Genomic DNA, 26,148 nt, shown 5'->3' with positions numbered 1-26,148 from the left:
ACCGCACCATACGTCACAAATGCCACGTACTTTTCGAAGGTGCTTTCCCCTGGGCGGCGTGGGCGAGCGAGCGGCGGTCGGCGTGGCCGCCCGGCCCGATGACCGGCCGTACCTCCACCTCCGCGGTCAGCCCGCGCGCCGACGCCACCCGCCACAGGGAGGCGAGCAGGGTGTCCTCCCCGACGAACGCGGGCGCCGTACTCACCGCCCGCTCCCCGGCCCGGTACCGGATGCGGACCGGCTGGACCGGCACCCCGGCGTCCAGGGCGGCCTGGAAGACGGCCCGGCGGAAAGGCCCCTGGGCGCGTCCGCACCAGGTGCTGCCCTCGGGGAAGGCGGCGACCGCGGCGCCCGCACGAAGGGCCCGCGCGAGCACGGCGACGGTGTCCGGCAGGGCCCGCAGCCGGTTCCGCTCGATGAACAGGACCCCTCCGCGCGCGGCGAGGGGCCCGGCCACCGGCCAGCGCCGGATCTCGCTCTTGGCCAGCATCCGCGCGGGACGCACGGCGGCGAGCAGCGGGATGTCGAGCCAGGAGACGTGGTTGGCGACGAGGAGCAGCCCGCCGACGGGCGCGGCGGCGCCCGTGACGCGGACCCGGACGCCCGCGGCCCGCACGATCCACCGGCACCAGCGCCGCACCACCGCCGCGGGAACCCGCCCGCCGAGCGGTGTCAGCACGATCGCGATCCCGGCCAGCAGCAGAACGGCGACCGCCGTCAGCCGCAGCACGGCACGCGGTACGGCGGCCGCCGCCCGGGACGGCTCCACGCACGCCCCGGGGGTGCAGGGCGCGGCGGGCAGCCAGGCGCTCATCAGGCCGGGACGAGCGAGAGGAAGTGCCGCAGATAGCGCGGGTCGACCCGGCTCATCGGCAGCAGCACGTAGAGGTCGGCGACGCCGAAGTCCACGTCGTGCGCGGGCTCCCCGCAGACCCAGGCGCCGAGGCGGAGGTAGCCGCGCAGCAGGGCCGGCAGTTCGGTACGGGCGGCGGGCACCGCGGTGCGCGGGATCCACGGGAGCAGCGGACGTACCCGGAACTCCTCGGGCGCCAGGTGCTTGGCCCGCACCCGGCCCCAGGCGCCCGCGGCCAGGGTGCCGCCGTCGGCGAGCGGGATCGAGCAGCAGCCCGCCAGCCACTCGTGGCCGTGGTCGGTCATGTAGCGGGCTATGCCGGCCCAGATGAGTCCGATGACGGCACCGTCGCGGTGGTCGGGGTGCACGCAGGACCGGCCGACCTCGACCAGTCCGGGGCGGATCGCGTCCAGCGCCGCGAGGTCGAACTCGCTCTCCGCGTACAGCCGCCCGGCGACCGCCGCGCGCTCCGGCGGCAGCAGCCGGTAGGTGCCGACGACCTGCCCGGTCGTCTCCTCCCGCACCAGCAGGTGGTCGCAGTAGGCGTCGAAGGGGTCGACGTCGTACCCGGGCTGCGGGCTCGCCAGCAGGGCACCCAGCTCCCCGGCGAAGACGTCGTGCCGCAGCCGCTGCGCGGCCCGCACGTCCTCCTCGTCGCGGGCCAGCGCGACGGTGTAGCGGTGGGGAGCGGCGGGCTTCGGGGGGCGGTCCGCGGTCAGTACGCCGGTCATGGCACTCTCCTGGGTCACGAGCGGGGCGGTGACGGCGGGCCGACGGTGTACGGTCCGCCGCCCCTGTTCTTCCGCTGCCGGTTGGCCGGTGCGTGACCTGGGCCGGGAGAGTGGATGTTGGGCTGTTGAATGCCAGGGGCGAAAGCGAGACGGGGCCGGGAGGAGCACCTCCCCCGGCCCCGTCCGTCCGCACCTTTCGGCGAACGTTCGGTCGGGCCCGCGCTAGCGCTTGGCCACCTTGCGCGTGGCCCGCAGCCATTCCTTGTTCATGCTGGTGATGGAGAAGAGCGGGATGCCCTTGGGGCACGCCGTCGCGCACTCGCCGGCGAGGGTGCAGCCGCCGAAGCCCTCGTCGTCCATCTGCGAGACCATGTCCAGCACCCGCGTCTCCCGTTCGGGCGCGCCCTGCGGCAGGACGCCCAGGTGGTTGACCTTCGCGGAAGTGAACAGCATGGCCGCCCCGTTCGGGCAGGCCGCCACGCAGGCGCCGCAGCCGATGCACTCCGCGTGCTCGAAAGCGAAGTCGGCGTCCGGCTTCGGCACCGGGGTCGCGTGGGCCTCCGGCGCGGCACCCGTGGGCGCGGTGATGTAGCCGCCGGCCTGGATGATCCGGTCGAAGGCCGACCGGTCGACGACCAGGTCCTTCACGACCGGGAAGGCGGACGCCCGCCACGGCTCGATGTCGATGGTGTCGCCGTCCTGGAAGGACCGCATGTGCAGCTGGCAGGTGGTGGTGCGCTCGGGGCCGTGGGCGTCGCCGTTGATGACCAGCGAGCAGGCGCCGCAGATGCCCTCGCGGCAGTCGTGGTCGAAGGCGACCGGGTCCTCGCCCTTGAGGATGAGCTCCTCGTTGAGGGTGTCGAGCATCTCCAGGAAGGACATGTCGCGGGAGATGCCGTCCACCTCGTACGTGGACATGGCGCCGTCGGCATCGGCGTTCTTCTGCCGCCAGACGCGCAGGGTGAGCTTCATGCGTAGCTCCGCTGAGTGGGGTGGACGTACTCGAAGACCAGGTCTTCCTTGTGCAGGGCCGGGGCCTCGCCCGTACCCGTGAACTCCCAGGCGGCGACGTACCCGAACTCGTCGTCCCTGCGGGCCGCCTCGCCGTCGGGGGTCTGGGACTCCTCGCGGAAGTGACCGCCGCAGGACTCGGCCCGGTGCAGCGCGTCGAGGCACATCAGCTCGGCGAGCTCCAGGTAGTCGACGATGCGGTTGGCCTTCTCCAGGGACTGGTTGAACTCCTCGCCGGTACCGGGGACCTTGATGCGCCGCCAGAACTCCTCGCGGATCTGCGGGATGCGCTCCAGGGCCTTGCGGAGCCCGGTGTCGGTGCGGGCCATGCCGCAGAACTCCCACATCAACTCGCCGAGTTCGCGGTGGAAGGAGTCGGGGGTGCGGTCGCCGTCGACGGAGAGGAGCAGGTTGAGCCGGTCCTCGGTCTCGGCCAGCACCTCCTGCACCACCGGGTGCCCGTCGTCGACCTCGTCCTTGTGGGGATTGCGGGCGAGGTAGTCGTTGATGGTGGCCGGAAGGACGAAGTAGCCGTCGGCCAGGCCCTGCATCAGCGCGGAGGCGCCGAGCCGGTTGGCACCGTGGTCGGAGAAGTTGGCCTCGCCGACGGCGAACAGGCCGGGGACGGTGGTCTGGAGGTCGTAGTCGACCCACAGTCCGCCCATCGTGTAGTGCACGGCGGGGTAGATCCGCATGGGCACCCGGTACGGGTCCTCGTCGGTGATCCGCTGGTACATGTCGAAGAGGTTGCCGTACTTGGCCTCGACGGCCTTGCGGCCCATGCGCTTGATGGCGTCCGCGAAGTCCAGGTACACGCCCTGGCCGCCGGGGCCGACGCCCCTGCCCTCGTCGCAGACGTTCTTCGCGGCGCGGGAGGCGATGTCACGGGGCACCAGGTTGCCGAAGGACGGATAGACGCGCTCCAGGTAGTAGTCGCGCTCGTCCTCGGGGATCTTGTTCGGCGGACGGTCGTCACCCTTGGCCTTCGGCACCCAGATCCGGCCGTCGTTGCGCAGTGACTCGCTCATCAGGGTCAGCTTGGACTGATGGTCGCCGGTGCGCGGGATGCAGGTGGGGTGGATCTGCGTGAAGCAGGGGTTGGCGAAGTAGGCACCGCGCCGGTGCGCCCGCCACACGGCGGTGGCGTTGGAGTTCATGGCGTTGGTCGACAGGTAGAAGACGTTGCCGTAGCCGCCGCTCGCCAGGACCACGGCGTCCGCGAAGTACGTGTCGATCTTCCCGGTGACCAGGTCCCGGGCGACGATGCCGCGCGCCCGGCCGTCCACGACGATCAGGTCGAGCATCTCGGTGCGCGGGTGCATCTCGATGTTCCCGGCCGCGATCTGCCTCGACAGCGCCTGGTAGGCGCCGAGCAGCAGCTGCTGCCCCGTCTGGCCGCGGGCGTAGAACGTACGGGAGACCTGGACGCCGCCGAAGGAGCGGGTGTCGAGCAGGCCGCCGTACTCGCGGGCGAAGGGCACGCCCTGGGCCACGCACTGGTCGATGATCTCGACGGAGATCTGCGCGAGGCGGTGCACGTTGGACTCGCGGGAGCGGAAGTCGCCGCCCTTGACGGTGTCGTAGAACAGGCGGTGGATGGAGTCGCCGTCGTTGCGGTAGTTCTTCGCGGCGTTGATGCCGCCCTGCGCGGCGATGGAGTGGGCCCGGCGCGGGGAGTCCTGGTAGCAGAACTGGACGACGCGGTAGCCCTGTTCGGCGAGGGTCGCGCCGGCCGAGCCGCCCGCGAGTCCGGTGCCGACGACGATGACCGTCTGCTTGCGCCGGTTGGCGGGGTTGACCAGCTTGGCCTCGAAACGGCGGGTGTCCCAGCGTTCGTGGACGGGTCCGGCGGGGGCCTTGGCGTCGGCGACCGGCTCGCCGGTCGTGTAGTCGGCGTAGGTTGTCATGTCAGCTCACCACTCCGGTCATGACGCCCACGGGTACGGCGACGAAGCCGACCGTGAGCAGCAGCGCGAGGACGCCTGCGACGGTCTTCAGGGCGCGGTCGCGGGTGCGGCTGCCGGCGCCCAGGGTCTGGGCGGCGCTCCAGAAGCCGTGCCGGATGTGCATGCCGACGGCGAGCACCGCGACGATGTAGACGACGTTGCCGTACCAGGTGGAGAAGGTGTCCACGACGTTCTGGTAGGGCTTGCCCGTCTCGAAGCCGCCGGGGTGCACGGTGCCGGTGGTCAGGTCCAGGATGTGCCAGACGATGAACAGGGCGAGGATGATCCCGCCCCAGCGCATGGTGCGCGTCGCGTAGCTGGCCCGCTTCTTCTCGTGCACGTACTTGCTGGGCCGCGCCTTGATGTCGCGGCGGCTGAGCTGGTACGCGGACACGGCGTGGGCGACGACGGCGACGACCAGCACGACGCGGATCAGCCAGAGCGTCCACTCGTAGTGCATGAACGGTTCGCCGACCGTGCGCAGCCAGTGGGCGTACTCGTTGAACTCGCTCGTCCCGAAGAAGATCTTCAGGTTCCCGATCATGTGGGCGACCAGGTAGAGCAGCATGACGAGACCACTGACCGCCATCACTGTCTTCTTGCCGACGGTCGAGTCCCACACGGTGCGCGCCATGGACGGCCGTCGGTCCGTCCGCGTTGCCAGAGCCATGTCACAGGACGCTACGGGGCCGAGGCCCCATCGGTCCAAGACATGGTACGCCTGGTTTCCATAGGCTGTAACTATCGGGCACGTATGCTCGGGGTATGCAGTTGCAGCAGCTCCAGTACTTCGTGGCGGTCGCCGAGACCCGGCACTTCACCCGGGCCGCGGAGACGGTCCACGTGGCCCAGCCGTCGCTGTCCCAGCAGATCAAGGCGCTGGAGCGGGAGCTGGGCGCCGACCTGTTCCAGCGGGCGCGGGGCAACATCACCCTCACCGACGCAGGGGAGGCCCTGCTGCCGCTGGCCCGGCGCATCCTGGCCGACGCGGACACGGCCCGCCACGAGGTGCTGGAGCTGGTGCAGCTGCGACGCGGGCGGGTGCGGCTGGGCGCCACACCGAGTCTGTGCACCGGTCTGCTGCCGGACGTGCTGCGCGCCTTCCACGACCGCTATCCCGGCATCCAGCTCATGATCGAGGAGGGCGGCTCCCACGACCTCGTCCGGGAGCTGGCGCGCGGCGCGCTCGACCTGGCGCTGGTGGTGCTGCCGCTGCCCACCGCGTCACCGGCGCTGACCACGGTGGAGCTGCTGCGGGAGGATCTGGTCGTGGTGTCGTCCCCGGAGTCGCCCCGGCCGGGCGGCGGGCGGCGGGCGGTGCGCATCGCCGACCTGGAGGGCGAGCGGCTGGTGATGTTCCGGCACGGCTACGACCTGCGGGAGCTGACCGTGGCCGCGTGCCGCGCGGAGGGCTTCGAGCCGGACTTCGCGGTCGAGGGCGGGGAGATGGACGCGGTGCTGGGGTTCGTGCGGGCGGGGCTGGGGATGGCGGTCGTGCCCCGGATGGTGGCGGCGCGGTCGGGGCGGGGGCTGCGGGTCACTCCGCTGGCCCGGCCGGGGTTGCACCGGACGATCGCACTCGCCCATCGCAGCGATGTGGCTCCGCCTCGGGCGGCTCGGGAGCTGCAGCGGATGTTGCTCGAGCGGTGACCCGCCCCGGGGGTGCGGGCAGGGGCCCGGTCGCGTCGTGGGGGTGCGGTGTTCGTTCGGGGATGCGGAAGCGGGTGCGTGCGGGTGCGGGTGCGTGCGGGTGCGCTGTGGCTTGGCGCGCCCACGCGGCGGAGCCGCGCACGGAAACGGCCCCGCGCCCCTTCAGGGCGTTGCCCGCACCCTTCTCACCTCGTCGTGTTCCCTACGCCGTCGCGTCCACCAGGGCCAGTTCGTGCAGGCGCTCCGGTGGGCCCGGGCGGGCGTAGTACCAGCCCTGGGCCGTGTCGCAGCCCAGTATGCGCAGTTGCTCGGCCTGGGCGCCGGTCTCGACGCCCTCCACGGTGACCGTGAGGTCCAGGCTGTGGGCCAGGGCGACGATGCCCTCGACGATCTTGAGGTCGACGGGGTCGGCCGGGAACTGCTGCATGCTCTGGGTGAAGGAGCGGTCCAGCTTGAGGACGCTCACCGGGAGCCGGCGCAGGTTGGCGAGGTTGGAGTAGCCGGTGCCGAAGTCGTCCAGGGCGATGTCGACGCCCATCTCGGCCAGCCGGCGCAGCGGTTTCAGCAGGTCGTCGTCGGCACCGATCAGCGCCGACTCCGTCACCTCCAGGCACAGCGCGTCGGGCGCGACCCCGGTCCGCTCCAGGATGTCGACGGTGTCCTGGACCAGGCCGGGGTGGGTGAGCTGGCAGGGCGAGAGGTTGACGTTGATGCGCAGCGGGCCGGCGGCGGTCGTCTCGCCGTACCGCTCGCGCCAGACGCGGGCCTGCCGCACCGACTGCTCCAGCACCCACCGGCCCAGCGGCACGATCAGTCCCGTGTGCTCGGCGAGCGGGATGAACCGGTCGGGGCCGAGCACCCCGTGCTGCGGGTGCAGCCAGCGCACCAGGGCCTCGGCACCGCGCACGCTGCCGTCGCCGAGGTGCACCAGCGGCTGGTACTCGATGAAGAACTCGCCCCGCTCCAGAGCGGCCGGCAGCGCGGTCGTCAGGCCGTGCCGGGTGATGACGCGGGCGTCGGCCTCCGGATCGGCCAGCTCGTAGCGGTTGCCGCCCGCCGACTTGGCCCGGTACATGGTGATGTCGGCGCTGCGCAGCACCTCCGCCGGGCTGCGCTCCCCCGCCGGGCCCTCGACGATGCCGATGCTGCCGCGCACGGTCAGCTCACGGCCGTCGACGCTGATCGGGGCGAGCAGCGCGTTCATGATGCGGCCCGCGAGTTCGTCGACCTCGTGCCGGGTGCCGGGGCCGGTGGTCAGCGCGACGAACTCGTCGCCGCCGAGCCGGGCGACCATCTCGCCGGGCGCGGTGGCGCAGGCCTGCAGACGGTCGGCGACCTCCACGAGCAGCCGGTCGCCGGCCGCGTGGCCGAGGCTGTCGTTGACGGCCTTGAAGCCGTCGAGGTCCAGGTAGCACAGGCCGAAGCGCTGTCCCGGGCCCGCGCTCAGGGCCTTCTCCAGGCGTTCGAAGAAGAAGCTGCGGTTGGGCAGGCCGGTGAGCGCGTCGTGCGTGGCCTCGTAGCGCAGCCGCAGATTGAGCAGCCGGCGTTCGGTGGTGTCCTCCATCAGCGCGAGCTGGTACTGCGGGGTGCCGTCGGCGTCGCGCAGCAGGGAGACGGTCAGGTTGGTCCACAGGACCGTTCCGTCGGGCCGGTAGAAGGCCTTCTCCAGGTGGTAGGCCTCGCGCTCGCCGCGCACCAGCTCGTCGTAGAGCCGCCAGGTCTGGGGCGCGTCGTCGGGGTGCGACCACTCCCTGACGTTGCCGCCGCGCAGCGTCGGGTCGGCGATGCCGAACATGCGCATCAGCGCCCCGTTCACCTGGAGGACGTTGCCGTCCAGGTCGGCGATGCCGATGCCTATGGCGGCCCCCTCGAAGACCGCGCGGAAGCGGGCCTCGCTGTCGTGCAGGGCCTCGGCCACCACGCCCTGCGCCCGCAGGGCGGCCTGGGCGATGGCCTCCTGTTCGGCGAGGGTCCGGGCGCGCAGAGCCGCGGCGAACCCGGCCGCCATGGCGTGCTGCATCCGTGCCGAACGGGCCCGCAGGTCCTCGGAGTCGCCGTCCTCGCCGCAGTAGAGCACGAGGTAGGCGTCGACGCAGTCCAGCGTCCGGGCGAGCGCCTCGGGGTCGGTGCAGTGGGAGTCGACGAGCGCGGCACCGACCGCCCTGGCCTCGCCCGCGTCGAAGTTCCGCGCCCGCAGTACCTCGCTCAGCCGGCGGGCCAGCGGCAGCAGTTGTTCCTCGAACTCGGGCCGGGTCGACGACGTCGAGGTCACCGGGTACACCGCCCGGCTCCAGATCGTCGCGTACCGGCGCAGTCTGTCCTCCGGCCCGTCCGGCTCCGCGATCACGCCGTACGCCCCACGCCGGCGAACCCCGAGAGCGTATACGGGTCCTCGTCCTCCGGCGCCTCCCCGGGCCGCCAGCGCGGCATCGGAACCAGTCCGGGTTCCACCATGTCGTACCCCTCGAAGAACCGCGCGATCTCCTCGCGAGAACGCATGATCAGCGGATTGCGGATTTCCTTGTACACGTCCACCGCGCCCCCTGCCCGCTCGGCGGGCAGCGGGATTCCCTCGTACGAGGCATGCGTCAGGACGAGCAGGCTGCCGGGCGCGAGCGCGTCTCTCAGCTCGGCCACCGCCGCATAGGGGTCGTCCGCGTCTTCCACGAAGTGCAGTATGGCAACCAGAAGCAGGGCCACCGGCCGATTCAGGTCGATCAGCCGCTCCACCTGGGGGCTGGCGAGGATCTCCCGGGGCTTGAGGAGGTCGGCGGCCACGACGTCCGCGTCGTCGTTGCCCGCCAGGACGGCCTCGCTGTGCGCGACCGCCACCGGGTCGTGGTCGACGTACACGACGCGGGCGCCGGGGCGGCTGCGCGCGGCCACCTCGTGGACGTTGCCGAAGGTGGGGATGCCGGAACCGATGTCCAGGAACTGGTCGATGCCCTCGCCGGCCGCGAAGCGCACGGCGCGGCGCATGAACGCCCGGTTGGCCTGCATGATCTTGGGGAGTCCCGGCATGAACTCCATGGCCTTGCGGGCCGCTTCCCGGTCGACCTCGAAGTTGTGCGAACCGCCCAGGTAGAAGTCGTAGATCCGGGACACGCTGGGCACCGAGATGTCGATGCTGCGAGGGGCCCAGGCGGGACGCTCCATCTAGCTCTCCAAGGCATTGGCGATCCGGTGTTCGAGCTGAGGCTACTGATCGCCTGCCAAACGGGCGAGCCCAAACGGAAATTGACCGTCCGTTCCCGGTCACTGCCTGCGGCACGTGCCGCCTGCCAAGGCACACCAAAGCGCGCGAACGGGACCGCCCCCTCCGCCTGGGTACGGAGGGGACGGTCCGCGGTCGCGCGCTGAGGGCCGGCAGGCGGGAGCCGCTACTTCTTCGGCGCGCCGACCGGCTTTCCGTCGGGCGAGACGGCGTACCAGGTGCCGCCGACGCCCTGGCCGTTGGTGTCGCCGGCCTTCTTGTCACCGGCGAAGGTGTAGATCGGCCAGCAGTCGACCGTCTGCTGCTCGGCGCCGTCGGGCCGGGTGAAGGTCATCAGGTCCTTCTTGACGACGCCCTCGGTGTCGTTCGGCTCCACGGGCGCGACGACCGGCCACTTCTCCAGGCAGGCGCCGGTGCAGGCCGACACCGGCTTCGGCCAGGCCTCGTCCTTCATGAAGCGGTAGACGGTCATGCCGTTCTTGTCGACGACGATCTCGCCGAGCTTCGGATCGTCGCGGGTGGACAGTCCTGGCTGGTCGGCCGCCTCGGCCTTCTTGCCGTCGGCGGCGAGCGCGAACCACTTGCCGCCCACGCCCTGGCCCTTGACGTCCCCGGCGGCGGTGTCCTTGGCGTAGCGGTACGCCGGCCAGCCGCCGATGGTCAGCTGCTTGGTGCCGTCGGGGCGGGTGACCTCGCCGAGCAGCGCCTTGTCGACGCCCTCGCCGGCGAGGGCGTCGTCCGCGGCCACGGGCGGCCAGGCGGTGGCGCATTCGTTCTCGCAGGTCGTCTTGGGCGGCTTGGCGGTGTCCGCGTCGAAGCGGTAGAGGGTGCGGCCCGCTCCGTCGGTCACCAGCTCGCCGATCTCCGCGTTGGTGGAGACGGACAGCTTGCCCGCGGACTCCGGCGGGCTCGCCGACGCCTTGGCGCCGCCCGTGCCGGTTCCCAGTCCGTCGCCGGCCCCGGCCCCTGCTTGGATGTCGCCGACGTCGCCGGGCGCGGCCGTCGCGCCCACGTTCTGGCTGCCGGTGGCGCCGCCGCCGTCCTGGCCGCACGCCGTCGTCAGCGCCAGCACCACCGCGGCGCTCGCCACGAGTGAGGCGCTCCGCCAGGAGGTCTTCATCGTCATTCCCCGATCGTCACGAAGGTGTTGGGGCGGCCGCTGCGCCGCCGCACGACACTGGGTACGCACGGCGCGGCCGGTTGTGTTCAACGGGGACGCGGTTTTCTTTCCCGGCCCGGACGCGGCGGCGCCGTGCCGGGCCGGGGGCGCCGCACTCCGACGGTCGCGGGGATGCCGGTGGCACCGCCGCCCGCCGGCCCTTCCGCCCGGCGCCGGGTCCTGCCCCCGGCCGGGCGGCCCCCGGACGCGGAGGCCTGGCGGGACACCCGGCGGTTCCCGCGCGGAGCGGGTCCCGATGCCGGCCCGACGGCGTCTGCGCCCACCGGCTGCCGCGAGGCCGCCCGGTCACCAGCGCTGCGGCGGACAAGCGGCGCACCGGTCGCCGCCCGCGGCCTGCCCGCCCGGCCACCGGCCGGCCGCGGGCACGGCGTCGAGAGCGCGAGACGACGCCCGGCACGGCATCCGCGGGCGACCACGACCACCTGCCCCGCCCCATCCTCGCCGGACGCCTCGAACGAACGGCGTACCGCTCACCGCGCGGTACCTCCCCGCCCGGCCGCCGAGCAACCGCCCGCGCCCGCGGCATCGAGTGCGCGCCCCCCAGCCGCGGCACCGGCGAAGGGCTCGGAGGCTTCCGGGCCCCGCCCGCTCCCCCTTGTACGCGGGTGCGAGTCCGGACGCGCGCGAGTGTGCGGTCAAGCCGCAGGTCGGCCCCTGTCCCCCTTTCGGGGCAATCATGCGGTAATCGGGCGTGGCCCGCCGTGTCAGGCCCCATGATCTGCGTCGTGCATGGACCCGAAACGACCCGATCCGCCTCTGCCGGACGGGTGTTGGCCCTGGTGACGCTGACGTTCACGCTCGTCGGCGCACCGGTCGGCCCGGCGCAGGCCGACGCCTGCGCGTATGCGTCGACCGGACCAGGCGGCACCGACGCGGTCGCCGTCGCCGGGAGCGGCTCCTGGCCCACCTTCCCGCCGTGCCCCGAGCCCTCCCCGACGCCCACCCCGACCCCGCCGCCCAAGCCTCCGCCGCCACCACCACCGCCACCGCCACCTCCGCCGGAGCCCACTCCCCCGCCACCCCCCGCGCCGAAGCCTCCCCGGCCGACGCCGCCCGACCCGAAGCCCGAGCCGCCGCCTCCGCCTCCGCCGCCCCCGGCCCGGCCCACGCCGACACCGACTCCCGCCCCCACACCGCCGCCGATCCGCCCCGCGCCTCCCGCACCCGCCCCGTCGTCGGCCACGCCCACGCCGCGGCCGTCGCTGAGCCCGGTGCACTACCCGCGCTACCGCGCCGTCCGGCCGCAACAACGGTCCTCGCGCGGGACCACATCGCCGCTCGTCTTCGTCCTGCTCATCACGGTGCCCGCGGTGGTCGCCGTCGCCGCGCTCCGTGCGCGCTGATCTTCTGGAGCCCCTCTTGCCGGAATGGCTTGTTCTCACCCTCGCGATGCTGGCGGCCTGTGTCGTGGTCGTCATCATCACCCTCGTACGGCACCGCAGGGCGTCCGACGACGAGGACATCACCGAGACCCCGGACGTCATCGAGTACATGACGATGTGGATCGGCGTGGTGTACGCCATCGTCCTGGGCCTGGCCATCGCCGGTGTCTGGGAGGCACGCAGCGCCGCCCAGGATCACGTACAGGCGGAGGCGGTCGCGCTGCACGAGATCTCGGAACGCGTCCGGGTCTATCCGCCCGACGTCCGTGACCGCATCCGGGAGGATGTCAACGCCTATGTCGGACACGTCGTCACCACCGAGTGGCAGACCATGGCCGACCGGGGCGAGGTGACCGAACGCGGCACCGAACTCCTCGACCGCGTCCGCGCGGACGTCACCGACTACGAGCCGAGGACGGACTTCGAGGCCCAGGCGTACCAGCCGCTCGTCGACCAGGTGACCGCGGCGGACCAGGCCCGCATCTCCCGGGCGGAGTCGACCGGGGCGACCATGCCGGGCGTGGTGTGGTTCGGGCTCGTCACAGGAGGCGTCGTCACGGTCGGCATGGTCTTCGCCCTCCAGATCCGGCGTACGGCACGCGAACTGATCCTCGCCGGGCTGTTCTCGGCTCTGATCGCCTTCCTGCTCTTCCTGATCTGGGACTTCGACGCGCCGTTCAGCCGCGGCGTCGCGGCGTCGACGGATCCGTTCCTGAACCTCTTCCCGGAGGCCAAGGACTGAGGCGTCCACGCGGACGGCCCCCTGCGGGCGTCCCCCGGCGGCCCTGCACCGGGCGCCGCCGGGGGACGCCCGACACGCCGTCACCGTCCCCTGGGCGGCCCACTCACTTGCCCCATTCGCGCGACTGCGATCGCGCCGACGCGCCCGGCTTCCTAGCGTTTCGGACATCGAGGTGCGTTTCTGGCGCGAGCGGAACAGGTCCGCCGCCGCTCCTCGGGGACCCGGAGGAATCACCATGCGCGCGATACCCGCCGCCTCGGTCGCTCTGCTGGGCGTCGCCGCCCTCTCCGCCTGCGTACCGGCCGGGGCCGCCGTAGGGGGCAGCAGTTCGACGTTCGGTTTCACCGTCCACCCCGCCACGGTCGCGCCGGGCGGCGAGGTCACCCTGGGCGTGGGCCGCGGTGCCGACGGCTGCCGGGGACGCGTCACGGTCTCGTCGGCGGTGTTCGACACGGTCACCATCCCGCGGCACGAGTCGTCCGCGACGGCACAGGTCGACCGGGACGCCACACGTGGGGCGGTCTACCAGGTGACGTTCGCCTGCGCCAAGAAGACCGGCACCGTGAACCTGACCATCGCGGGCCACCACTCCGACCACCCCACGCACGAACCCCGCCACCCCTCCAAGGGCGTGCACGCCGGCGAGGGCGGCAGCGTCGCCGGGTTCGACGTGAAGGAGATCGGGCTGGGCGCCCTGCTCATCGCGGGCTCGGTCGGCGCGGCCTACCACCTCTCGCGCCGCCGCTCCGGCGAGGACGGCGCCTGACAACTCCCTGCCCCGCACACCGGACAGAGCTTCGCCCCGGACCACCCGCAACGGGTCCGGGGCGAAGCCCTGTCGACGTGCGCCACGCGATCCGGCCGTGCGACGCCGGCGCGCGGTCCGAAGGGGGCCGGCCGTACGGACCCGCCCGTGAAGGCGAGCCCGTACGGTGCCGGACGAGACGGGCGGGGACGGTTCAGATCCGCCGCTCGGCCCGGCGGCGCATCCAGAACAGGCCACCACCGGCGACGGCCGCCGCGACGAGCCCGCCGCCGATCGCGATGTCGGTCGGGGTCGCCCCGCTGGAGTTGCTGCCGCCGATGCCGCCGCGGACGCCGCCGATGACGGTGAAGGCGGCCGGACGCGTCAGTCGCCTGCCGGAGCAGTTGACGGTGATGTCGTACGAGCCCGGCCGGGCGTCCTCCTTGATGGTGGCGGTGCCCTTGGAGGTCTCGTTGGCACCCTTGACCGGGGTCAGGTGGGTCGTCCGGAACGCGTCCGAGGTCATCGTGCCGCCCTGCGGGCAGCCGTCGACCGTGACGGTCATCTGGCCGCCGCGGGCGATCACGCTGGGCAGGGCGACGATGTTGGACGGCTGGTTGTGGTCGCCGCCCGCGGTGGCCGTGGGGGCGGCCAGCCCGAGGACAGCGACCGCGGCGCCGGCTGCCGCGAGGGCACGAGTGTTTCGCATGTGATCCTCCGCGGAAGACGCCCCGGGTCCCGTCCCCGGTCGATCGGCGAGAAAGCGCCTCCCAGAAAGACCCTCAGTTGACCTGCGCGGAGCCGCATTTCGGGAATGGTCCGTCCTGGTGAGGGGCATACCGGGCCGGTGGCGCGCGAGTGGATATCGCCGCAGGTCACGGACCGTCAGAAATTTCCTGTCGGGGAAATCCCGGATGGCTCACGGAAGGGCGTGCGTGCCACCCGTTCGCCGCCGCCCCGTCGCCGGTCGGACGCACGGCGCTTAGCGTTCTCGTATGCGCGAATGGCACGGCGACGGCCGGGTCGAGAGGGGATGGCGAATGGATGCGTCCGAGTGGGCCGAAGAGGAGGAGCGGCGGAGGAAGCGCGCTCCCTGGGGCGTGATAGCGCTTGTTCTGCTGACCGGGCTCGCGCTCATCCGGAACGGTTCGGGGGAATTCGACGCGGGCCCGCCGCAGCCGGCGTCGGCCGCCGCCTCGGACACCCGCGTCGCGGGTGGCGACGGCGCCGCCGCGGGCCTCACGCCGCTGCCGTACTCGGTGCCCGACCGGGTCGGCATTCCCGCCATCCAGGTGGACGCGCCGATGATGCCGGTCGGCCTGGACGCGGACGGCTGGGTCGGCGCGCCGCCGCCCGAGGACCCGAATCTGGCGGGCTGGTTCACCGGCGCGGTCACCCCCGGGGAAAAGGGCACCGCGGTCGTCGTGGGCCATGTCGACAACCAACAGGGTCCCGCCGTCTTCTACGGGCTCGGGGCGCTGAAAAAGGGAAACAAGGTCGACGTGCACCGCCAGGACGGAAAGACGGCGGTCTTCGAGATCTACGGCATCGAGGTGTTCGAGAAGGACAATTTCCCCGGCGACCGGGTGTACGCCTCCAAGGGCAGCCCCGAATTGCGGGTCATCACCTGCGGTGGCGGTTTCTCCAAGCAGAACGGCTACGAGGGGAACGTCGTCGCCTTCGCCCGCATGACCGGGGTCCGCTGAGCGCACCCCGGCCGGGCGGGCGTCGCGGGCGTCAGACGTGACGCCGCCGGGGGACGGTGAGGTGGTAGCCGGAGTCCAGCAGCGCCGGCAGGTAGGAGCGCAGGGCGCGGACACTCTGCGAGCGGTCGCCCCCGGCGTCGTGCGAGAGCACCACGACGCCGGGGGCGGCGCCGTCCTCGACCCGGTCGACGATGGTGCCGGTGCCCGGGGTGGTCCAGTCGAGGGTGTCCACGGTCCAGGCGAGCGGTTCCATGCCGAGTTCGGCACCGAGCTGGAAGGCGGCGCGGTTCCACGCTCCGTACGGGGCCCGGAACCACCGGGGCGGCTCGCCGTAGGCCTGCTCGACGACCTCGCTCGTGCGCTCCATCTCGGAGCGGATACGGCGCCGGCCGAGGCTGGTCAGCAGCGGGTGGGACCAGGTGTGGTTGCCGACGACGTGCCCTTCGTCGGCCATCCGGGACAGCAGGTCCCTGTTGTAGTCCGCCATCTCGCCGCACACGAAGAACGTCGCGCGCACGTCGTACTTCGCCAGCGTGTCCAGGATGTCCGGGGTGTAGCGGGGGTCGGGCCCGTCGTCGAAGGTGAGCAGCATGGTGCGGCCCCGGCCCGACACGCGCAGGATCGGCTCGCTGCGCACCGGGGTCCGCGCGGGCGCGGCACGCGGCGCACCGTATCCGGTCAAGGGCTGAAGGCGGTAGGCGGAGGGCTTGAGCGGGCGGTGCGCCGGGGAACCCGGGGCGGGGGCGACCGGCCGGGCCGGGCCGTCCCCCAGGGTCACCGCGAGCGCGCCGGCGGTGCCTGCCGCTCCCACGGCCGCGGCGCCGGCCAGCAGGGCGCGGCGTCGTGTCAGCAACTGATCCTTCTTCATGACTCATCAGTCGCCCGGCCACGGTCCGGCGCACCTGAGCAACACCGGTGCGGCGGCACGGAACCACCCGCACGGCCCAAGACCACGAGCGACCGGATAGCCTCGCGGCGTGACGGAACAGCACTCCCAGCGGTTCGAACGGGGCACGGACGGGCCGAAGGTCATCGTCGTCGGGGTCGACGGCTCCGACTCCTCGCTCCGGGCGGCGGCGTACGCCGGAGGTCTGGCCCGGCGGCAGCGCGCGCTGCTCGCCGTGGTGTACGTGCAGCCGGTGCTGGCGTCGGGCGCGGCGCTCGGGGCGCCGGTGACGGAGACGACCGACGAGATCGCCGAGGACCTGGTGGCCCAGATCCGCGAGGCGACCGAGCGGTCCAAGGGGATATTCGACGTGCGCTGGGAGTTCCACACCTTCCGCGGCGACCCCTACAGCGGGCTGGTCAGGGCGGCCGACGAACTGAAGGCCGACGCCGTGGTGGTGGGCGCCTCCGAGCAGGCCGGACACCGGATCGTCGGTTCCGTCGCGGTGCGGCTGGTGAAGGCGGGGCGCTGGCCCGTGACAGTGGTGCCGTAGCGCCGGCGGGTGCGGTGCGTACGTCGCGGCCGCCGTCGCGGGCGGGTGTGCGTCATCATGATCCACCGTCAGCCGATTGCCGTTACTTCGGCTACTCGTACCTGAAGTCGGAGCTGGCGCGCCGTCAGCCCGGCCTACTCCCCCATCACCAGCCCGTCCTCGGCCGCGCCCCGGCTGAGGACGACGTCGCGGATCCGGTCGCGCACGGCACGCGTATCGGCGCCCTGCTCCAGCGCGCGGTTGAGGTTGACCACCCGGCCGGCGTCGACGTCGAACAGCTGCGGGACGAACTCGGCCCTGGTCACCCGCCAGCGTTCACCGGGCCGGGCGGGCGGGGCGAAGGTGAAGCGGCCGATGCTCGACTGGTTGCCGCGCGGATCGCGGGCGCCCTCGTCGTTGATCATCTCTCCCGCGATCTGGTCGCCCATCCCGTAGATCACCCAGGTGCCGTTGATCTTCTCGTACGCCTGCGGGACATGGGCGTGGGTGCCGAGGATCAGGTCGATGTCGGGACGGTCGCCGGTCTTGGCCGCGGTCAGGCTCCGGGCCAGGGTCAACTGGTCCTCGTCGGGCTCGTCCTGCCATTCGGTGCCCCAGTGCAGGGACACGACGACGATGTCCGCGCCGCCCTCCCGGGCGGCCCTGGAGTCCGTGAGGATCTGCTCCTCGTCGATCATCCCGACCGCCCAGGGCTGCTCCTCGGGAACCGGGTGGCCGTTGGTGTGCAGGGTGTAGGCGAGGTGGGCGACGTCGGCGCGGCCCGCGCGCAGAACCGTCGCGGTGCGCGCCTCGGCCTCGGTGCGCGCCGTACCGGCGTGCCGTACACCGGCGCGGTCGAGGGCGTCCAGGGTGCGGCGGATGCCGTCGGCGCCGTCGTCGACGCTGTGGTTGGAGGCGGTGGAACAGCCGTCGTAGCCGGTGGCGGCCAGCGCCTCGGCCACCTGGGGCGGGGACTTGAAGAGGGGATAGCCGCTGTAGTCGCCGTTCGCGCCGTACACGGTCTCCATGTGACACAGGGCGAGGTCGGCGCGCGAGACGACCGGTTCGGCGCCGGCGAGCATGGGGCGGAAGTCGTAGCCGGTGCCGCCCGCGTCGAAGCGGGCCCGTTCGATGATCGAGTCGTGCGGCAGTACGTCGCCGGAGGCGACCAGGGTGAAGACGCCGGTGTCCGCGGCGGACGGGGCCGGGGCCGGCCGTTTCGGCGGTTCGTGGTCGCTGGCCTGGCAGGCAGCGCCCACGGTGAGAAGGGCGGTCAGGGCCAGGGCCACCTGCCGACTGCGTGTGATCATCCGTTCACTCCGCTGGGGTCGCACACACCGATGAATAGTCACATTTACTTACAAACAGGTAATGAGGCTCGCGGCGTCCCGGGCGACTCCGACACGCTCATTAGCCCGTCCGGCGTGCGCGAACGGGGTGCGCCCACCGGTCGAACGGACGTACCGACCGTTCGTCGAACCGTTCGTCGACGCGATCGACCGTCCGTCGCACACCCGTGCGCGCGCCCTGTCCCCGGGCGGCGCCCTGCGGTGCCATACGGCCATGACGGCCGGAATCACCCTGACGGACAGGACGAACGGGACGACCGCCGAGCACGAGCTCGCCGCACTGCAGCGCGAGCACGGCCGGCCGCTCTTCGCGTTGCTGCTGCGGCTCAGCGACGGCGACCGGCAACGCGCCGAGGACCTCGTGCAGGAGACCCTGGTCCGCGCCTGGCAGCATCCCGAGGCGCTGCGCGCCGACGACTTCGACTCCGTACGGCCCTGGCTGCTCACCGTGGCCCGGCGACTCGCGATCGACGCGCGCCGGGCCCGGCAGGCGCGGCCCGCGGAGGTCGGCGACGCCGTACTGGACAACGCACGGGTCTGCGCCGATCACGCCGAAAGCGCCGCAGCGGCGCTGGATGTGCGCGAGGCTGTGAAGACACTCACTCCGGAGCACCGTGAAGTCCTGGTGCTGGTGTACTTCCAGGGGGCGAGTGTGGCGGAAGCCGCGGCAGCCCTGGGCATCCCACCCGGTACCGTGAAGTCGCGCGCGTACTACGCGCTGCGCGCCCTGCGCAGGGTGCTACCGGGATACGCCGCCGACCTGCGGTGAAACCGACCGTATGGTCAAACCTCCGTAAAGCGCCTTGCCCGGGACCCCGGTTGAGTAATCGGCTGTCCTCATCCGTGTTCCGGACGGGGGTCCATGACCCGGGTCGGGCGACGCGTACGCACCGGAGGAAGGCAGGAAGGGATGCTGCACAGAGGGCAAGAGAGCACGGACGGCACCGGTGGGGGCGAACTGGCCGTTCCCATGGCGTGGTTGTACGCCGAGTACATCGCCGACGAGCTGCTGCGGACCGGCGATCTGATGCCGCCGACGTCCTTCGAGTTCCGCGCCGGGCGCGACGCCCTGGCGCTGACCGTCTTCCTGTCCGACACCGACGACGAGCTCGGCGGCATCCGGGTCATCACCCGGCTGGAGACCTGGCTGTCGCTCACCGCCTACGACCAGCCGTGGCACGAGTGGGTGCGGGTGCGGCTGGCCGAGGTCACGGCCGACGCGATCGCCGCCGGCCGGCACTCGGCGGACCTGGAGCTGGCGCGGGACGCCTGGCGCTGGCTCCAGGAGACCGAACTGCTCGCCCCGGACCTGAACGCGGTCCCGGGCGGGGCGGTGACCGGGGAGGACGAGGGACCGAAGGTGTGGACCCCGGCGTGGCAGCTGGGGCTGCCGCTCGGCCACCTGGCCATCCATCTCTTCTAGGCGCCGGGCCGGTTTCCCGGGTGCCCGGCCGGTCTCACGAACTTCTTCACGGGCCGACCAATCCACGGGCCCGACCGCTCCGAACCCCTTGGTCGCGATTCTGTCCGTGGCTTGAGTGATTCGGCTGTCCGGTGCGTACGGGTGGGAGCAAGGAGTGACCCCACCCACACCCAACGGCACGAGGATTCGGCATGAGGTCCCTGGAAAGGCATCGTGACGTCGGCGCCTACGCGCTCGGCGTGCTGGACGAGGCGGAAGCGTTCCGCTTCGAGGACCACCTCATGGAGTGCCCCCGGTGCGCGGCGCAGGTGACCGAGTTCGGCCCCGCCGCCCGCCAGTTGATGCTGTACCGGCGGGCGACGCCACGCCTCGTCCACCCCATGACCAGGCCCGGCCCGGGACTGCTGGACCGCCTGCTGTCCGAGGTGACCACGCGCCGAAGGGCCGGCCGCAGGCGGGTGCTGTACGCCGTGGCAGCCGCGGTCGTGTGTGCCGTGGCCGGTCCCGGCGTCGTCATCTTCGCGGGACAGGCCGACCCGGCGGTGCGGATCACCGCGACCGACGAACGGTCCGGGGTGTGGGCGCGGGTCACCACCGAGGACGAGGCCTGGGGCACCGATGTGGAGCTCGAGGTCAAGGACGGGGCGGGGCCGCGCTCCTGCCGGCTGATCGCCGTCGGACTAGACGGCACGGAGCAGACGGTCACCAGCTGGAGCGTCCCCGGGCACGACGCCCGGCCGAACACCATGCACGGCGGCGCCGCCCTGCATCCCGACCAGATCGCCCGCTACGAGGTGCGCACCGCGGACGGCGAACACCTGGTGACGCTGCCCGCCGGCTGAGTGGCCACCTCCCGTCGAGCGGCCGCGACCGCTCCTTCTCGGGGCCGTCGTCCCGTACGGCGAGACGGGCGAAGGCCGCGGTGACGGCGTCCGGGGTGTCGGGCGCGGGGCGCCGGACCGCGGCCGGAACAGCTGTTTTTCCCGATGAACCGGGCGGCGCTATCTGAGCAGCCGGGACAGCCTCCGGTCCGCCAGCGGCTTGCCGCCGGTCTGGCAGGTCGGGCAGTACTGGAGCGACGAGTCGCTGAAGGAGACCTCGCGCACGGTGTCGCCGCACACCGGACAGGGTTCGCCGGTGCGGCCGTGCACGCGCAGCCCGCTCTTCTTCTCGGCCTTGAGCCGGCCGGCCGCGATGCCCCGGGAGCGTTCGACCGCCTCGGTGAGCGTGTCGCGCAGGGCGGCGTACAGCCGGGCGGTCTCCTCGTCGGTGAGGGACGCGGCGAGTTTGAAGGGGGACATCCTCGCCGCGTGCAGGATCTCGTCGCTGTACGCGTTCCCCACGCCCGCGATCAGGCTCTGGTCGCGCAGGGCGCCCTTGAGCTGCCGCCGCTCGCCTTCGAGGAGGGCGGCGAAGCGCGCCTCGTCGAAGTCGGCGGCGAGCGGGTCGGGGCCGAGCCGGGCCACGCCGGGCACCTGCCGCGGGTCGGCCACGACGTACACGGCGAGCCGTTTCTGCGTGCCCGCCTCCGTCAGGTCGAAGCCGGCGCCGGTATCCAGCGCGACGCGCAGGGCGAGCGGCCCCTTGCCGGGGCGGGGTAGGCCGCTGGGGAGGCTGTCCTTCCAGTGCAGCCAGCCCGCGCGGGCCAGATGGGTCACCAGATGCGGGCCGCCGGCGGTCTCGACGTCGAGGAACTTGCCGTGGCGGTGCACCGCGGTCACCTGGTGGCCCTCCAGGGCGGTGAGCGGAGGGTCGTACGTCTTCAGGACGCTGATCGCCACGGGCAGTACACGGACGATCTCGCGGCCGGCGAGATGCTCGGTCAGGAAGTCCCTGAGCGCCTCGACCTCGGGCAGTTCTGGCATACGTCCAGGGTGCCACCGGGGACCGACAGTGCCAGTGGGGTTTCAGCCCGCGCGGTGGGACACCACGAACTCGGACCACACGCACTTGCCGCCGCCGCGCGCCTCCACGCCCCATTCGTCGGCCAGCGCGTCGACCAGGAGCAGACCTCGTCCCGAGACACCGGCGTCCCCGGCGTCGCGGCGGCGCGGCAGGGCGCTGGAGGTGTCCTCGACCTCGACACGCAGCCTGCGGTCGGTGCCGGTGAGCAGCCGCAGGGTGACGATCGCGGAGCCCTCGGTGTGCATCAGGGCGTTGGTGACCAGCTCGTCGGCGACCAGCTCGATCTCGTCGCTCTGACCTGCGGCGCCCCAGGCTCGGACGGCGGCGCGGACCATGTGCCGGGCCTCGGTGAGGGCCTCGGGGTCGCCCGGTGACACGTGCTGCTGGAGCCGGCCGAAGGTCCGGGGTACGTGCGTCCCGTGGCGGCGCAGCAGGAGCAGCGCCACGTCGTCGTCGCCGCGGCGCTCCTCGGCCACGTCGATGAGCCGGTCGGCCAGGTCCCGCACGTCCTGCGGGCCGGAGGCGACCAGCGCCGTGAGGACGTCTATCCCCTCGTCGAGGTCGGCGCCGGGCTGCTCGACCAGACCGTCGGTGCACAGCAGCAGGGTGTTGCCCGGGTCCAGCTCCACGGTGGAGACGGGATAGGCCAGGCGCCCGAACTCGGCGGACAGGCCGAGCGGCAGCCCGCCCTCGACGGGGACGCGGCGGCAGCTCCCGTCGCCTCGCCGCAGCAGGGGGTCGATGTGCCCGGCGCGGACCATCTGGACCACTCCGGTGCCCAGGTCGGCCTCCGCGTACAGGCAGGTAGCGAAGCGGTCGGTGTCGAGTTCGTGGAGGAAGACGGAGGCCCGTGCCATCACCGTGGCCGGGGGGTGGCCCTCGGCGGCGTAGGCGCGCAGCACGATGCGCAGCTGTCCCATGACGGCGGCGGCGTGCGTGTCGTGGCCCTGGACGTCGCCGATGACGGCGCCGACGCGGCCGCCGGGCAGCGGGATCAGGTCGTACCAGTCACCGCCGATGTCGCGCCCGAGGGCGCCGCCGATGGTTGCCGCGCGGTAGCGGACGGCGACGTCGCAGCCGGGCACGCTGGGAATGGAGCGCGGGAGCATGGCCTGCTGGAGGCCCTCGGCGAGGTCCATCTCCTGCTCGTAGAGCATGGCCCGCTGCAGGCTCTGCGCGATGCCGCTGCCGAGCGCGACGAGTACGTTGCGGTCCTCCGCCGAGAAGCCGCGCCGGTCGCTGTAGAGCAGCCCGATCGCGCCGATCGGCCGGGCCTGGGCGATCAGCGGCAGGTAGGCGGCAGCGGTGATGTTCAGGTGGGTGATGCTCTGCCACAGGCCGGGATAGCGCTCCGCGAAGTCCTCCGGCGACTCGATGAAGCGGGGGCTGAGGGTCCGCACGGCCTCGCTCATCGGGTACGGCTCGTCGATCCGGGTGACGCGGGTGCCGGGGACGAAGCTGTTGTCGGGGCCGTCGGCGACCAGCCGGATGCGGCCGGCCTCGACCAGGCCCATCACGAGGCTGGTGGCGCCCAGGCGGGTGAGGCCGTGGGTGTCCCGCAGGACCTCGATGACGTCGTCCACCGTACGGGCGTGCGCCAGTGCGGCCGTGGCGAGCTGGACGACGTTGGTGAGCCGGCGCCGGGCCTCGTCCTGCGCGGCCTGCTCGCGGCGGGCCTCGATGTCGGCGACCTCCTGGGTGGCGTCGCGGACGATGCCGATGATCCGGCGGGGGCGGCCGGTCTCGTCGCGCCGGATGTAGCCCTGGGTGCGGGTCCAGCGCAGGGTGCCGTCGCGGCAGCGCAGGCGGAAGTAGGTGCCGTAGTTCTCGCTGCCGTCCTTCATGGCCTGGGCGACCAGGGCGTCCAGGCGGCTCCCCTCCGCCGCGGGAACGCGCATCGCCAGCGACTCGGGGCGCCCGTCGTACTCCTCGGGGCGCAGGTCGAACACCTCGTAGGCCTGCGCGTCCATGTGGAACAGTCCCGTGTCCAGGTCCCAGTCGAAGCTGCCCATGCGGTTGAGCGCCAGGATCGGGTCCGGGTGGGCGGGCCAGTCGTCCGGGAGTGACGGGGCACTCGCTCCCCGATCAGCCATGGGCCCCACCTTGCCAGGATTTGCCCGATTCTTCGACTTGTTCGGCTTCTTCGCGCTGTCAGAAGACATCCGCGGGAGTGCCGCCGTCGGGCAGGTCGGGAGCGTCCGGAGCGGCCTCGGGGCCGGACTCGGTCGCGTCGTCGGTGGGTGCGCCGGCCGGGTACGGCTCCTCGTACGGCTTCTCGTGCGCCTCTTCGTACAGCTCCTCGTACGGCTCCTCGTACGCCTCTCGGTACGGCTCCTCGTACACCTCTTCGGACGGCTCCTCGAACACCTCCTCGGGGGCCCCTTGCCTTACCTCTTCGCTCACCTCTTTCGGGCTCGGCGCGGCGCTGGGCGGGTCGGCCGCCGGGGTGGTGGGAGGCGAGGACGGTGCCGGAGTCGGTGTGCCGGTGGCCCACGCGGGCGTGGGGACGGGCCGGTCGTGGCGGGTGTCGTGGCCGAGCCGCCGCCCGATCCAGGTGTCGTCCACGGTGCTGACGAGGGTCAGGCCGGTGATCGCCCGGGGCGCCGGGGTCACCGCGATCACCTCGGAGGGCCGGTAGCCGGGCCAGGGCGTGCCGCGGGTGACGGACTCGTCGCCGGACGCGATTGGCGCCTTGAGCGGGTTGCCGCAGGCGCAGCGCACGCGCGGCACGCCCCGGTCGTCGACGAGGACGGCGGTACCCGTCTGGAGGACCGCCTGGTATCCGGCGGCCCTGCCGTCCCGGTAGCCGTGGTTGGTGACCCGGGTGTCGGCGCGCAGCACGACCGGGGTGAGTCCCCGCAGGTAGTCGGGGAGCGCCGCCGCGGAGACCCCGGCGACCTCGGTGAAGGCGCGTGTCCGGGCCGGCCGCGCGGCCAGGTGGCCGATCTGCCGGGTGACGTCGCAGCTGCCGACGTGCCGGATGCCGCCGTAGAGGCCGGGCGTCCCGCCCGAGAGGGGACGCAGCCCGTCGAGCGCGACGGACGTGGCGCCCGCGGGCACGGACCGCGGCGTTCGGACGGCCGGGGGCGGGGTAGCCGTCGAGACGGCCGTGGACTCCGTGAACGGGTCCGGGCCCTGGGCGGCGGACGGCTGGAGGTGGAGTACTCCACCCGTTTCGGCGGCCGGGTCGCCGTCGGCACCGGCGACACCGCAGCCGGTGGCGCCGACGAGGAGCGCCACCGACAGCAGGCAGGCGGAGACGGAGGGGCCGAGAGCTGTCCGCACCGCGCGCTCCTGTCGTTCGGAGAAGAACGATCAATAACAATCAAGACAATCGAGCACTATTGTCTGCTTCGCTCACTCCGGTCACGCAACCGGAACGGCGACGCACGAAGAGTGACGCACGAAGAGTGACGCACCCTAGGAGCGCGGCACGTGGAGTGGTTCACCGCACCCGAGTACTGGCTGAGCCGACTGGTCTTCCAGCGGGCCCTGGCCGTCATGTACCTGGTCGCGTTCCTGACGGCGGCCCTCCAGTTCCGAGCGCTGATGGGCGAGCGCGGTCTGACGCCCGTGCCGCGGTTCGTCGAGCGGGTACCGTTCAAGCGGGCGCCGAGCCTGTTCCAGCTGCGTTACTCGGACCGTCTCTTCGCGGTCGTGGCGTGGTCGGGCTGCGCGGTGTCGGCGGCGCTGGTGGCGGGGCTTGACTCGCTGCTGCCGCTGTGGGGCGCGATGTCGCTGTGGCTGGTGCCGTGGGTGCTGTACCTGTCGATCGTCAACGTCGGGCAGACCTGGTACTCGTTCGGCTGGGAGTCGCTGCTGCTGGAGACCGGGTTCGTCGCCGTGTTCCTCGGCAACGACGAGGTGGCGCCACCGATCGTCGTGCTGTTCCTGCTGCGCTGGCTGCTGTTCCGGGTCGAGTTCGGGGCGGGACTGATCAAGATGCGCGGCGACGAGTGCTGGCGGAGGCTGACCTGCCTGGACCACCACCACGAGACCCAGCCGATGCCGGGCCCGCTGAGCTGGTTCTTCCACCACCTTCCCCGCCCCCTGCACCGCGTCGAGGTGGCCGCGAACCACGTCACACAGCTCCTCGTGCCCTTCCTGCTGTTCACGCCGCAGCCCGTCGCGACGGCCGCCGCGGCGCTGATGATCGTGACCCAGTCGTGGCTGGTGCTGTCGGGGAACTTCTCCTGGCTGAACTGGATCACCATCGTGCTGGCGCTGTCGGCGGTCCGGTTCCCGGCCGATCCGCCGTCCGTGTCCGCCGCGCCGCTCTGGTACGAGGTCGTGGTCCTCGCGGTGGCGGCGCTGCTGGTGTTCCTGAGCCACCGGCCGGTCCGCAACATGCTCTCCCGCAGCCAGGTGATGAACCGGTCCTTCGACTCGCTCCACCTGGTCAACACCTACGGCGCCTTCGGGACCGTCAGCCGGGTCCGCTACGAGGTGGTGATCGAGGGCACCGCCGACGAGGTGGCCCGCGAGGACGGGGACTGGCGGGAGTACGAGTTCAAGGGCAAGCCCGGTGATCTGCGGCGCTGGCCGCGCCAGTTCGCGCCGTACCATCTGCGGCTGGACTGGCTGATGTGGTTCGCCGCGCTGTCGCCGTCGTACGCCGGGTCCTGGTTCGGCACCCTGGTGGAACGGCTGCTGGAGAACGACCGGGCCACGCTGAAGCTGCTGCGCCGCTCCCCGTTCCCGCCCGACGCGCCGCCGCGCTTCGTCCGCGCCCGGCTGTTCCGCTACCGGTACACGACGTGGCGCGAGCTGCGGGAGACGGGCGCGTGCTGGGAGCGGACGTATGTGCGGGAGTACCTGCCGCCTACGCGGCTGGTGGGCACGGTCCGGTGACCGTGACGGGCGGACGGGCCCGGCCCTCCGAGCGAGCCGGGC

Annotated in this window: 23 protein-coding genes; 9 read left to right on the top strand and 14 right to left on the bottom strand. The window is 72.5% G+C overall.

From position 1 onward, the window contains the following. Positions 1 to 13: 13 nt before the first annotated feature. The 5 genes from ACIQ6R_RS31915 to ACIQ6R_RS31895 all read right to left on the bottom strand — a co-directional run bounded on the left by ACIQ6R_RS31915 (position 14) and on the right by ACIQ6R_RS31895 (position 5,175). Positions 14 to 814 carry a lysophospholipid acyltransferase family protein gene (locus tag ACIQ6R_RS31915; RefSeq protein ID WP_404183953.1) on the bottom strand — a complete coding sequence of 267 codons (801 nt, stop codon included), beginning with the start codon at positions 812 to 814 and terminating at the stop codon, positions 14 to 16. Next, positions 814 to 1,584, bottom strand: coding sequence for a GNAT family N-acetyltransferase (locus ACIQ6R_RS31910; RefSeq protein ID WP_404225103.1), 771 nt, complete (start codon positions 1,582 to 1,584; stop codon positions 814 to 816). The genes ACIQ6R_RS31915 and ACIQ6R_RS31910 overlap by 1 nt, the downstream gene beginning before the upstream one ends. 222 nt (positions 1,585 to 1,806) lie before the next feature. Then, the gene (locus ACIQ6R_RS31905) at positions 1,807 to 2,556 is read right to left on the bottom strand and encodes a succinate dehydrogenase/fumarate reductase iron-sulfur subunit (RefSeq protein ID WP_404183947.1); all 750 of its coding nucleotides are present in this window, start codon (positions 2,554 to 2,556) and stop codon (positions 1,807 to 1,809) included. Further along, positions 2,553 to 4,502, bottom strand: coding sequence for a fumarate reductase/succinate dehydrogenase flavoprotein subunit (locus ACIQ6R_RS31900; protein WP_404225101.1), 1,950 nt, complete (start codon positions 4,500 to 4,502; stop codon positions 2,553 to 2,555). Before ACIQ6R_RS31900 ends, ACIQ6R_RS31905 begins: the two co-directional genes overlap by 4 nt. A gap of 1 nt (position 4,503) precedes the next feature. Further along, positions 4,504 to 5,175, bottom strand: a complete 672-nt coding sequence (locus tag ACIQ6R_RS31895) for a succinate dehydrogenase (protein WP_404184096.1) — start codon at positions 5,173 to 5,175, stop codon at positions 4,504 to 4,506. Positions 5,176 to 5,306: 131 nt separating this feature from the next. Here ACIQ6R_RS31895 and ACIQ6R_RS31890 point away from each other — a divergent pair, with 131 nt between their 5' ends. Next, positions 5,307 to 6,191 (top strand): LysR family transcriptional regulator, encoded by an 885-nt coding sequence (locus ACIQ6R_RS31890; protein ID WP_404183941.1) that lies wholly within the window; start codon positions 5,307 to 5,309, stop codon positions 6,189 to 6,191. Between the two features lie 202 nt (positions 6,192 to 6,393). On the opposite strand, the gene rmdA is transcribed toward ACIQ6R_RS31890, so the two are convergent. The 3 genes from rmdA to ACIQ6R_RS31875 all read right to left on the bottom strand — a co-directional run bounded on the left by rmdA (position 6,394) and on the right by ACIQ6R_RS31875 (position 10,525). After that, a complete protein-coding gene (gene rmdA / locus ACIQ6R_RS31885) occupies positions 6,394 to 8,538 on the bottom strand; it encodes a cyclic Di-GMP phosphodiesterase RmdA (protein WP_404225099.1) in 2,145 nt (714 codons plus the stop codon). Beyond that, positions 8,535 to 9,347 carry an SAM-dependent methyltransferase gene (locus ACIQ6R_RS31880; RefSeq protein ID WP_404225097.1) on the bottom strand — a complete coding sequence of 271 codons (813 nt, stop codon included), beginning with the start codon at positions 9,345 to 9,347 and terminating at the stop codon, positions 8,535 to 8,537. Before ACIQ6R_RS31880 ends, rmdA begins: the two co-directional genes overlap by 4 nt. Positions 9,348 to 9,571: 224 nt before the next feature. Next, positions 9,572 to 10,525, bottom strand: a complete 954-nt coding sequence (locus ACIQ6R_RS31875; RefSeq protein ID WP_404225180.1) for an SCO0930 family lipoprotein — start codon at positions 10,523 to 10,525, stop codon at positions 9,572 to 9,574. 1,419 nt (positions 10,526 to 11,944) lie between these two features. Here ACIQ6R_RS31875 and ACIQ6R_RS31870 point away from each other — a divergent pair. Together ACIQ6R_RS31870 and ACIQ6R_RS31865 are read left to right on the top strand one after the other, a co-directional pair. Continuing rightward, positions 11,945 to 12,709, top strand: coding sequence for a hypothetical protein (locus ACIQ6R_RS31870; protein ID WP_404183932.1), 765 nt, complete (start codon positions 11,945 to 11,947; stop codon positions 12,707 to 12,709). 235 nt (positions 12,710 to 12,944) lie between these two features. Then, complete coding sequence (locus ACIQ6R_RS31865) at positions 12,945 to 13,475, top strand: hypothetical protein (RefSeq protein ID WP_404225095.1); 531 nt, start codon at positions 12,945 to 12,947, stop codon at positions 13,473 to 13,475. A gap of 193 nt (positions 13,476 to 13,668) precedes the next feature. On the opposite strand, the gene ACIQ6R_RS31860 is transcribed toward ACIQ6R_RS31865, so the two are convergent. Continuing rightward, entirely contained in the window at positions 13,669 to 14,163 is a 495-nt protein-coding gene (locus ACIQ6R_RS31860; protein ID WP_404183926.1) for a hypothetical protein, read from the bottom strand. A 331-nt stretch (positions 14,164 to 14,494) separates the two neighbouring features. On the opposite strand from ACIQ6R_RS31860, the gene ACIQ6R_RS31855 reads away from it, so the two are divergent. Beyond that, positions 14,495 to 15,160 carry a class F sortase gene (locus tag ACIQ6R_RS31855; RefSeq protein WP_404184090.1) on the top strand — a complete coding sequence of 222 codons (666 nt, stop codon included), beginning with the start codon at positions 14,495 to 14,497 and terminating at the stop codon, positions 15,158 to 15,160. A gap of 31 nt (positions 15,161 to 15,191) precedes the next feature. Here ACIQ6R_RS31855 and ACIQ6R_RS31850 read toward each other — a convergent pair whose 3' ends face one another. After that, positions 15,192 to 16,028, bottom strand: a complete 837-nt coding sequence (locus ACIQ6R_RS31850; protein WP_404183923.1) for a polysaccharide deacetylase family protein — start codon at positions 16,026 to 16,028, stop codon at positions 15,192 to 15,194. A 109-nt stretch (positions 16,029 to 16,137) separates the two neighbouring features. Here ACIQ6R_RS31850 and ACIQ6R_RS31845 point away from each other — a divergent pair, with 109 nt between their 5' ends. Beyond that, complete coding sequence (locus ACIQ6R_RS31845; protein WP_404183920.1) at positions 16,138 to 16,599, top strand: universal stress protein; 462 nt, start codon at positions 16,138 to 16,140, stop codon at positions 16,597 to 16,599. A gap of 134 nt (positions 16,600 to 16,733) precedes the next feature. Here the strand turns inward: ACIQ6R_RS31845 and ACIQ6R_RS31840 are convergent, their stop codons facing one another. Further along, positions 16,734 to 17,888: a CapA family protein gene (locus ACIQ6R_RS31840; RefSeq protein WP_404225093.1), complete on the bottom strand. Its 1,155-nt coding sequence runs from the start codon at positions 17,886 to 17,888 to the stop codon at positions 16,734 to 16,736. Positions 17,889 to 18,141: 253 nt separating this feature from the next. Between ACIQ6R_RS31840 and ACIQ6R_RS31835 the strand changes: the two genes are divergently transcribed. The 3 genes from ACIQ6R_RS31835 to ACIQ6R_RS31825 all read left to right on the top strand — a co-directional run bounded on the left by ACIQ6R_RS31835 (position 18,142) and on the right by ACIQ6R_RS31825 (position 20,192). Further along, positions 18,142 to 18,696, top strand: a complete 555-nt coding sequence (locus tag ACIQ6R_RS31835; protein ID WP_404183914.1) for a sigma-70 family RNA polymerase sigma factor — start codon at positions 18,142 to 18,144, stop codon at positions 18,694 to 18,696. 141 nt (positions 18,697 to 18,837) lie between these two features. After that, complete coding sequence (locus ACIQ6R_RS31830; RefSeq protein ID WP_404183911.1) at positions 18,838 to 19,350, top strand: hypothetical protein; 513 nt, start codon at positions 18,838 to 18,840, stop codon at positions 19,348 to 19,350. Between the two features lie 191 nt (positions 19,351 to 19,541). Next, on the top strand, positions 19,542 to 20,192 hold the full coding sequence (locus ACIQ6R_RS31825; protein WP_404225091.1) for a zf-HC2 domain-containing protein: 651 nt from the start codon (positions 19,542 to 19,544) through the stop codon (positions 20,190 to 20,192). Between the two features lie 159 nt (positions 20,193 to 20,351). On the opposite strand, the gene ACIQ6R_RS31820 is transcribed toward ACIQ6R_RS31825, so the two are convergent. Genes ACIQ6R_RS31820 through ACIQ6R_RS31810 form a run of 3 tightly spaced genes read right to left on the bottom strand, consistent with a single transcriptional unit; the run spans position 20,352 to position 24,540 of the window. After that, on the bottom strand, positions 20,352 to 21,215 hold the full coding sequence (locus ACIQ6R_RS31820; RefSeq protein ID WP_404225090.1) for an Fpg/Nei family DNA glycosylase: 864 nt from the start codon (positions 21,213 to 21,215) through the stop codon (positions 20,352 to 20,354). Between the two features lie 42 nt (positions 21,216 to 21,257). After that, entirely contained in the window at positions 21,258 to 23,348 is a 2,091-nt protein-coding gene (locus ACIQ6R_RS31815; protein WP_404225088.1) for a SpoIIE family protein phosphatase, read from the bottom strand. Between the two features lie 58 nt (positions 23,349 to 23,406). Continuing rightward, on the bottom strand, positions 23,407 to 24,540 hold the full coding sequence (locus ACIQ6R_RS31810) for a DUF6777 domain-containing protein (RefSeq protein WP_404225086.1): 1,134 nt from the start codon (positions 24,538 to 24,540) through the stop codon (positions 23,407 to 23,409). A gap of 150 nt (positions 24,541 to 24,690) precedes the next feature. Here ACIQ6R_RS31810 and ACIQ6R_RS31805 point away from each other — a divergent pair, with 150 nt between their 5' ends. Beyond that, the gene (locus ACIQ6R_RS31805; RefSeq protein WP_404225084.1) at positions 24,691 to 26,106 is read left to right on the top strand and encodes a lipase maturation factor family protein; all 1,416 of its coding nucleotides are present in this window, start codon (positions 24,691 to 24,693) and stop codon (positions 26,104 to 26,106) included. Positions 26,107 to 26,148 lie beyond the last annotated feature (42 nt).

Origin of the sequence: Streptomyces sp. NPDC096048 (assembly GCF_044763415.1) — a bacterium.
Classification (GTDB): domain Bacteria; phylum Actinomycetota; class Actinomycetes; order Streptomycetales; family Streptomycetaceae; genus Streptomyces.
The sequence above is the reverse complement of the archived record's forward strand: the minus strand, read 5'-3'. Positions and strand labels throughout refer to the sequence as shown.

Excerpts from the sequence above, each read along its gene's own strand:
- ACIQ6R_RS31915 (WP_404183953.1), bottom strand. The coding sequence starts at position 814 with ATGAGCGCCTGGCTGCCCGCCGCGCCCTGCACCCCCGGGGCGTGCGTG.
- ACIQ6R_RS31910 (WP_404225103.1), bottom strand. The coding sequence starts at position 1,584 with ATGACCGGCGTACTGACCGCGGACCGCCCCCCGAAGCCCGCCGCTCCC.
- ACIQ6R_RS31905 (WP_404183947.1), bottom strand. The coding sequence starts at position 2,556 with ATGAAGCTCACCCTGCGCGTCTGGCGGCAGAAGAACGCCGATGCCGAC.
- ACIQ6R_RS31900 (WP_404225101.1), bottom strand. The coding sequence starts at position 4,502 with ATGACAACCTACGCCGACTACACGACCGGCGAGCCGGTCGCCGACGCC.
- ACIQ6R_RS31895 (WP_404184096.1), bottom strand. The coding sequence starts at position 5,175 with ATGGCGCGCACCGTGTGGGACTCGACCGTCGGCAAGAAGACAGTGATG.
- ACIQ6R_RS31890 (WP_404183941.1), top strand. The coding sequence starts at position 5,307 with ATGCAGTTGCAGCAGCTCCAGTACTTCGTGGCGGTCGCCGAGACCCGG.
- ACIQ6R_RS31880 (WP_404225097.1), bottom strand. The coding sequence starts at position 9,347 with ATGGAGCGTCCCGCCTGGGCCCCTCGCAGCATCGACATCTCGGTGCCC.
- ACIQ6R_RS31875 (WP_404225180.1), bottom strand. The coding sequence starts at position 10,525 with ATGAAGACCTCCTGGCGGAGCGCCTCACTCGTGGCGAGCGCCGCGGTG.
- ACIQ6R_RS31865 (WP_404225095.1), top strand. The coding sequence starts at position 12,945 with ATGCGCGCGATACCCGCCGCCTCGGTCGCTCTGCTGGGCGTCGCCGCC.
- ACIQ6R_RS31860 (WP_404183926.1), bottom strand. The coding sequence starts at position 14,163 with ATGCGAAACACTCGTGCCCTCGCGGCAGCCGGCGCCGCGGTCGCTGTC.
- ACIQ6R_RS31855 (WP_404184090.1), top strand. The coding sequence starts at position 14,495 with ATGGATGCGTCCGAGTGGGCCGAAGAGGAGGAGCGGCGGAGGAAGCGC.
- ACIQ6R_RS31850 (WP_404183923.1), bottom strand. The coding sequence starts at position 16,028 with ATGAAGAAGGATCAGTTGCTGACACGACGCCGCGCCCTGCTGGCCGGC.
- ACIQ6R_RS31840 (WP_404225093.1), bottom strand. The coding sequence starts at position 17,888 with ATGATCACACGCAGTCGGCAGGTGGCCCTGGCCCTGACCGCCCTTCTC.
- ACIQ6R_RS31835 (WP_404183914.1), top strand. The coding sequence starts at position 18,142 with ATGACGGCCGGAATCACCCTGACGGACAGGACGAACGGGACGACCGCC.
- ACIQ6R_RS31830 (WP_404183911.1), top strand. The coding sequence starts at position 18,838 with ATGCTGCACAGAGGGCAAGAGAGCACGGACGGCACCGGTGGGGGCGAA.
- ACIQ6R_RS31825 (WP_404225091.1), top strand. The coding sequence starts at position 19,542 with ATGAGGTCCCTGGAAAGGCATCGTGACGTCGGCGCCTACGCGCTCGGC.
- ACIQ6R_RS31820 (WP_404225090.1), bottom strand. The coding sequence starts at position 21,215 with ATGCCAGAACTGCCCGAGGTCGAGGCGCTCAGGGACTTCCTGACCGAG.
- ACIQ6R_RS31815 (WP_404225088.1), bottom strand. The coding sequence starts at position 23,348 with ATGGCTGATCGGGGAGCGAGTGCCCCGTCACTCCCGGACGACTGGCCC.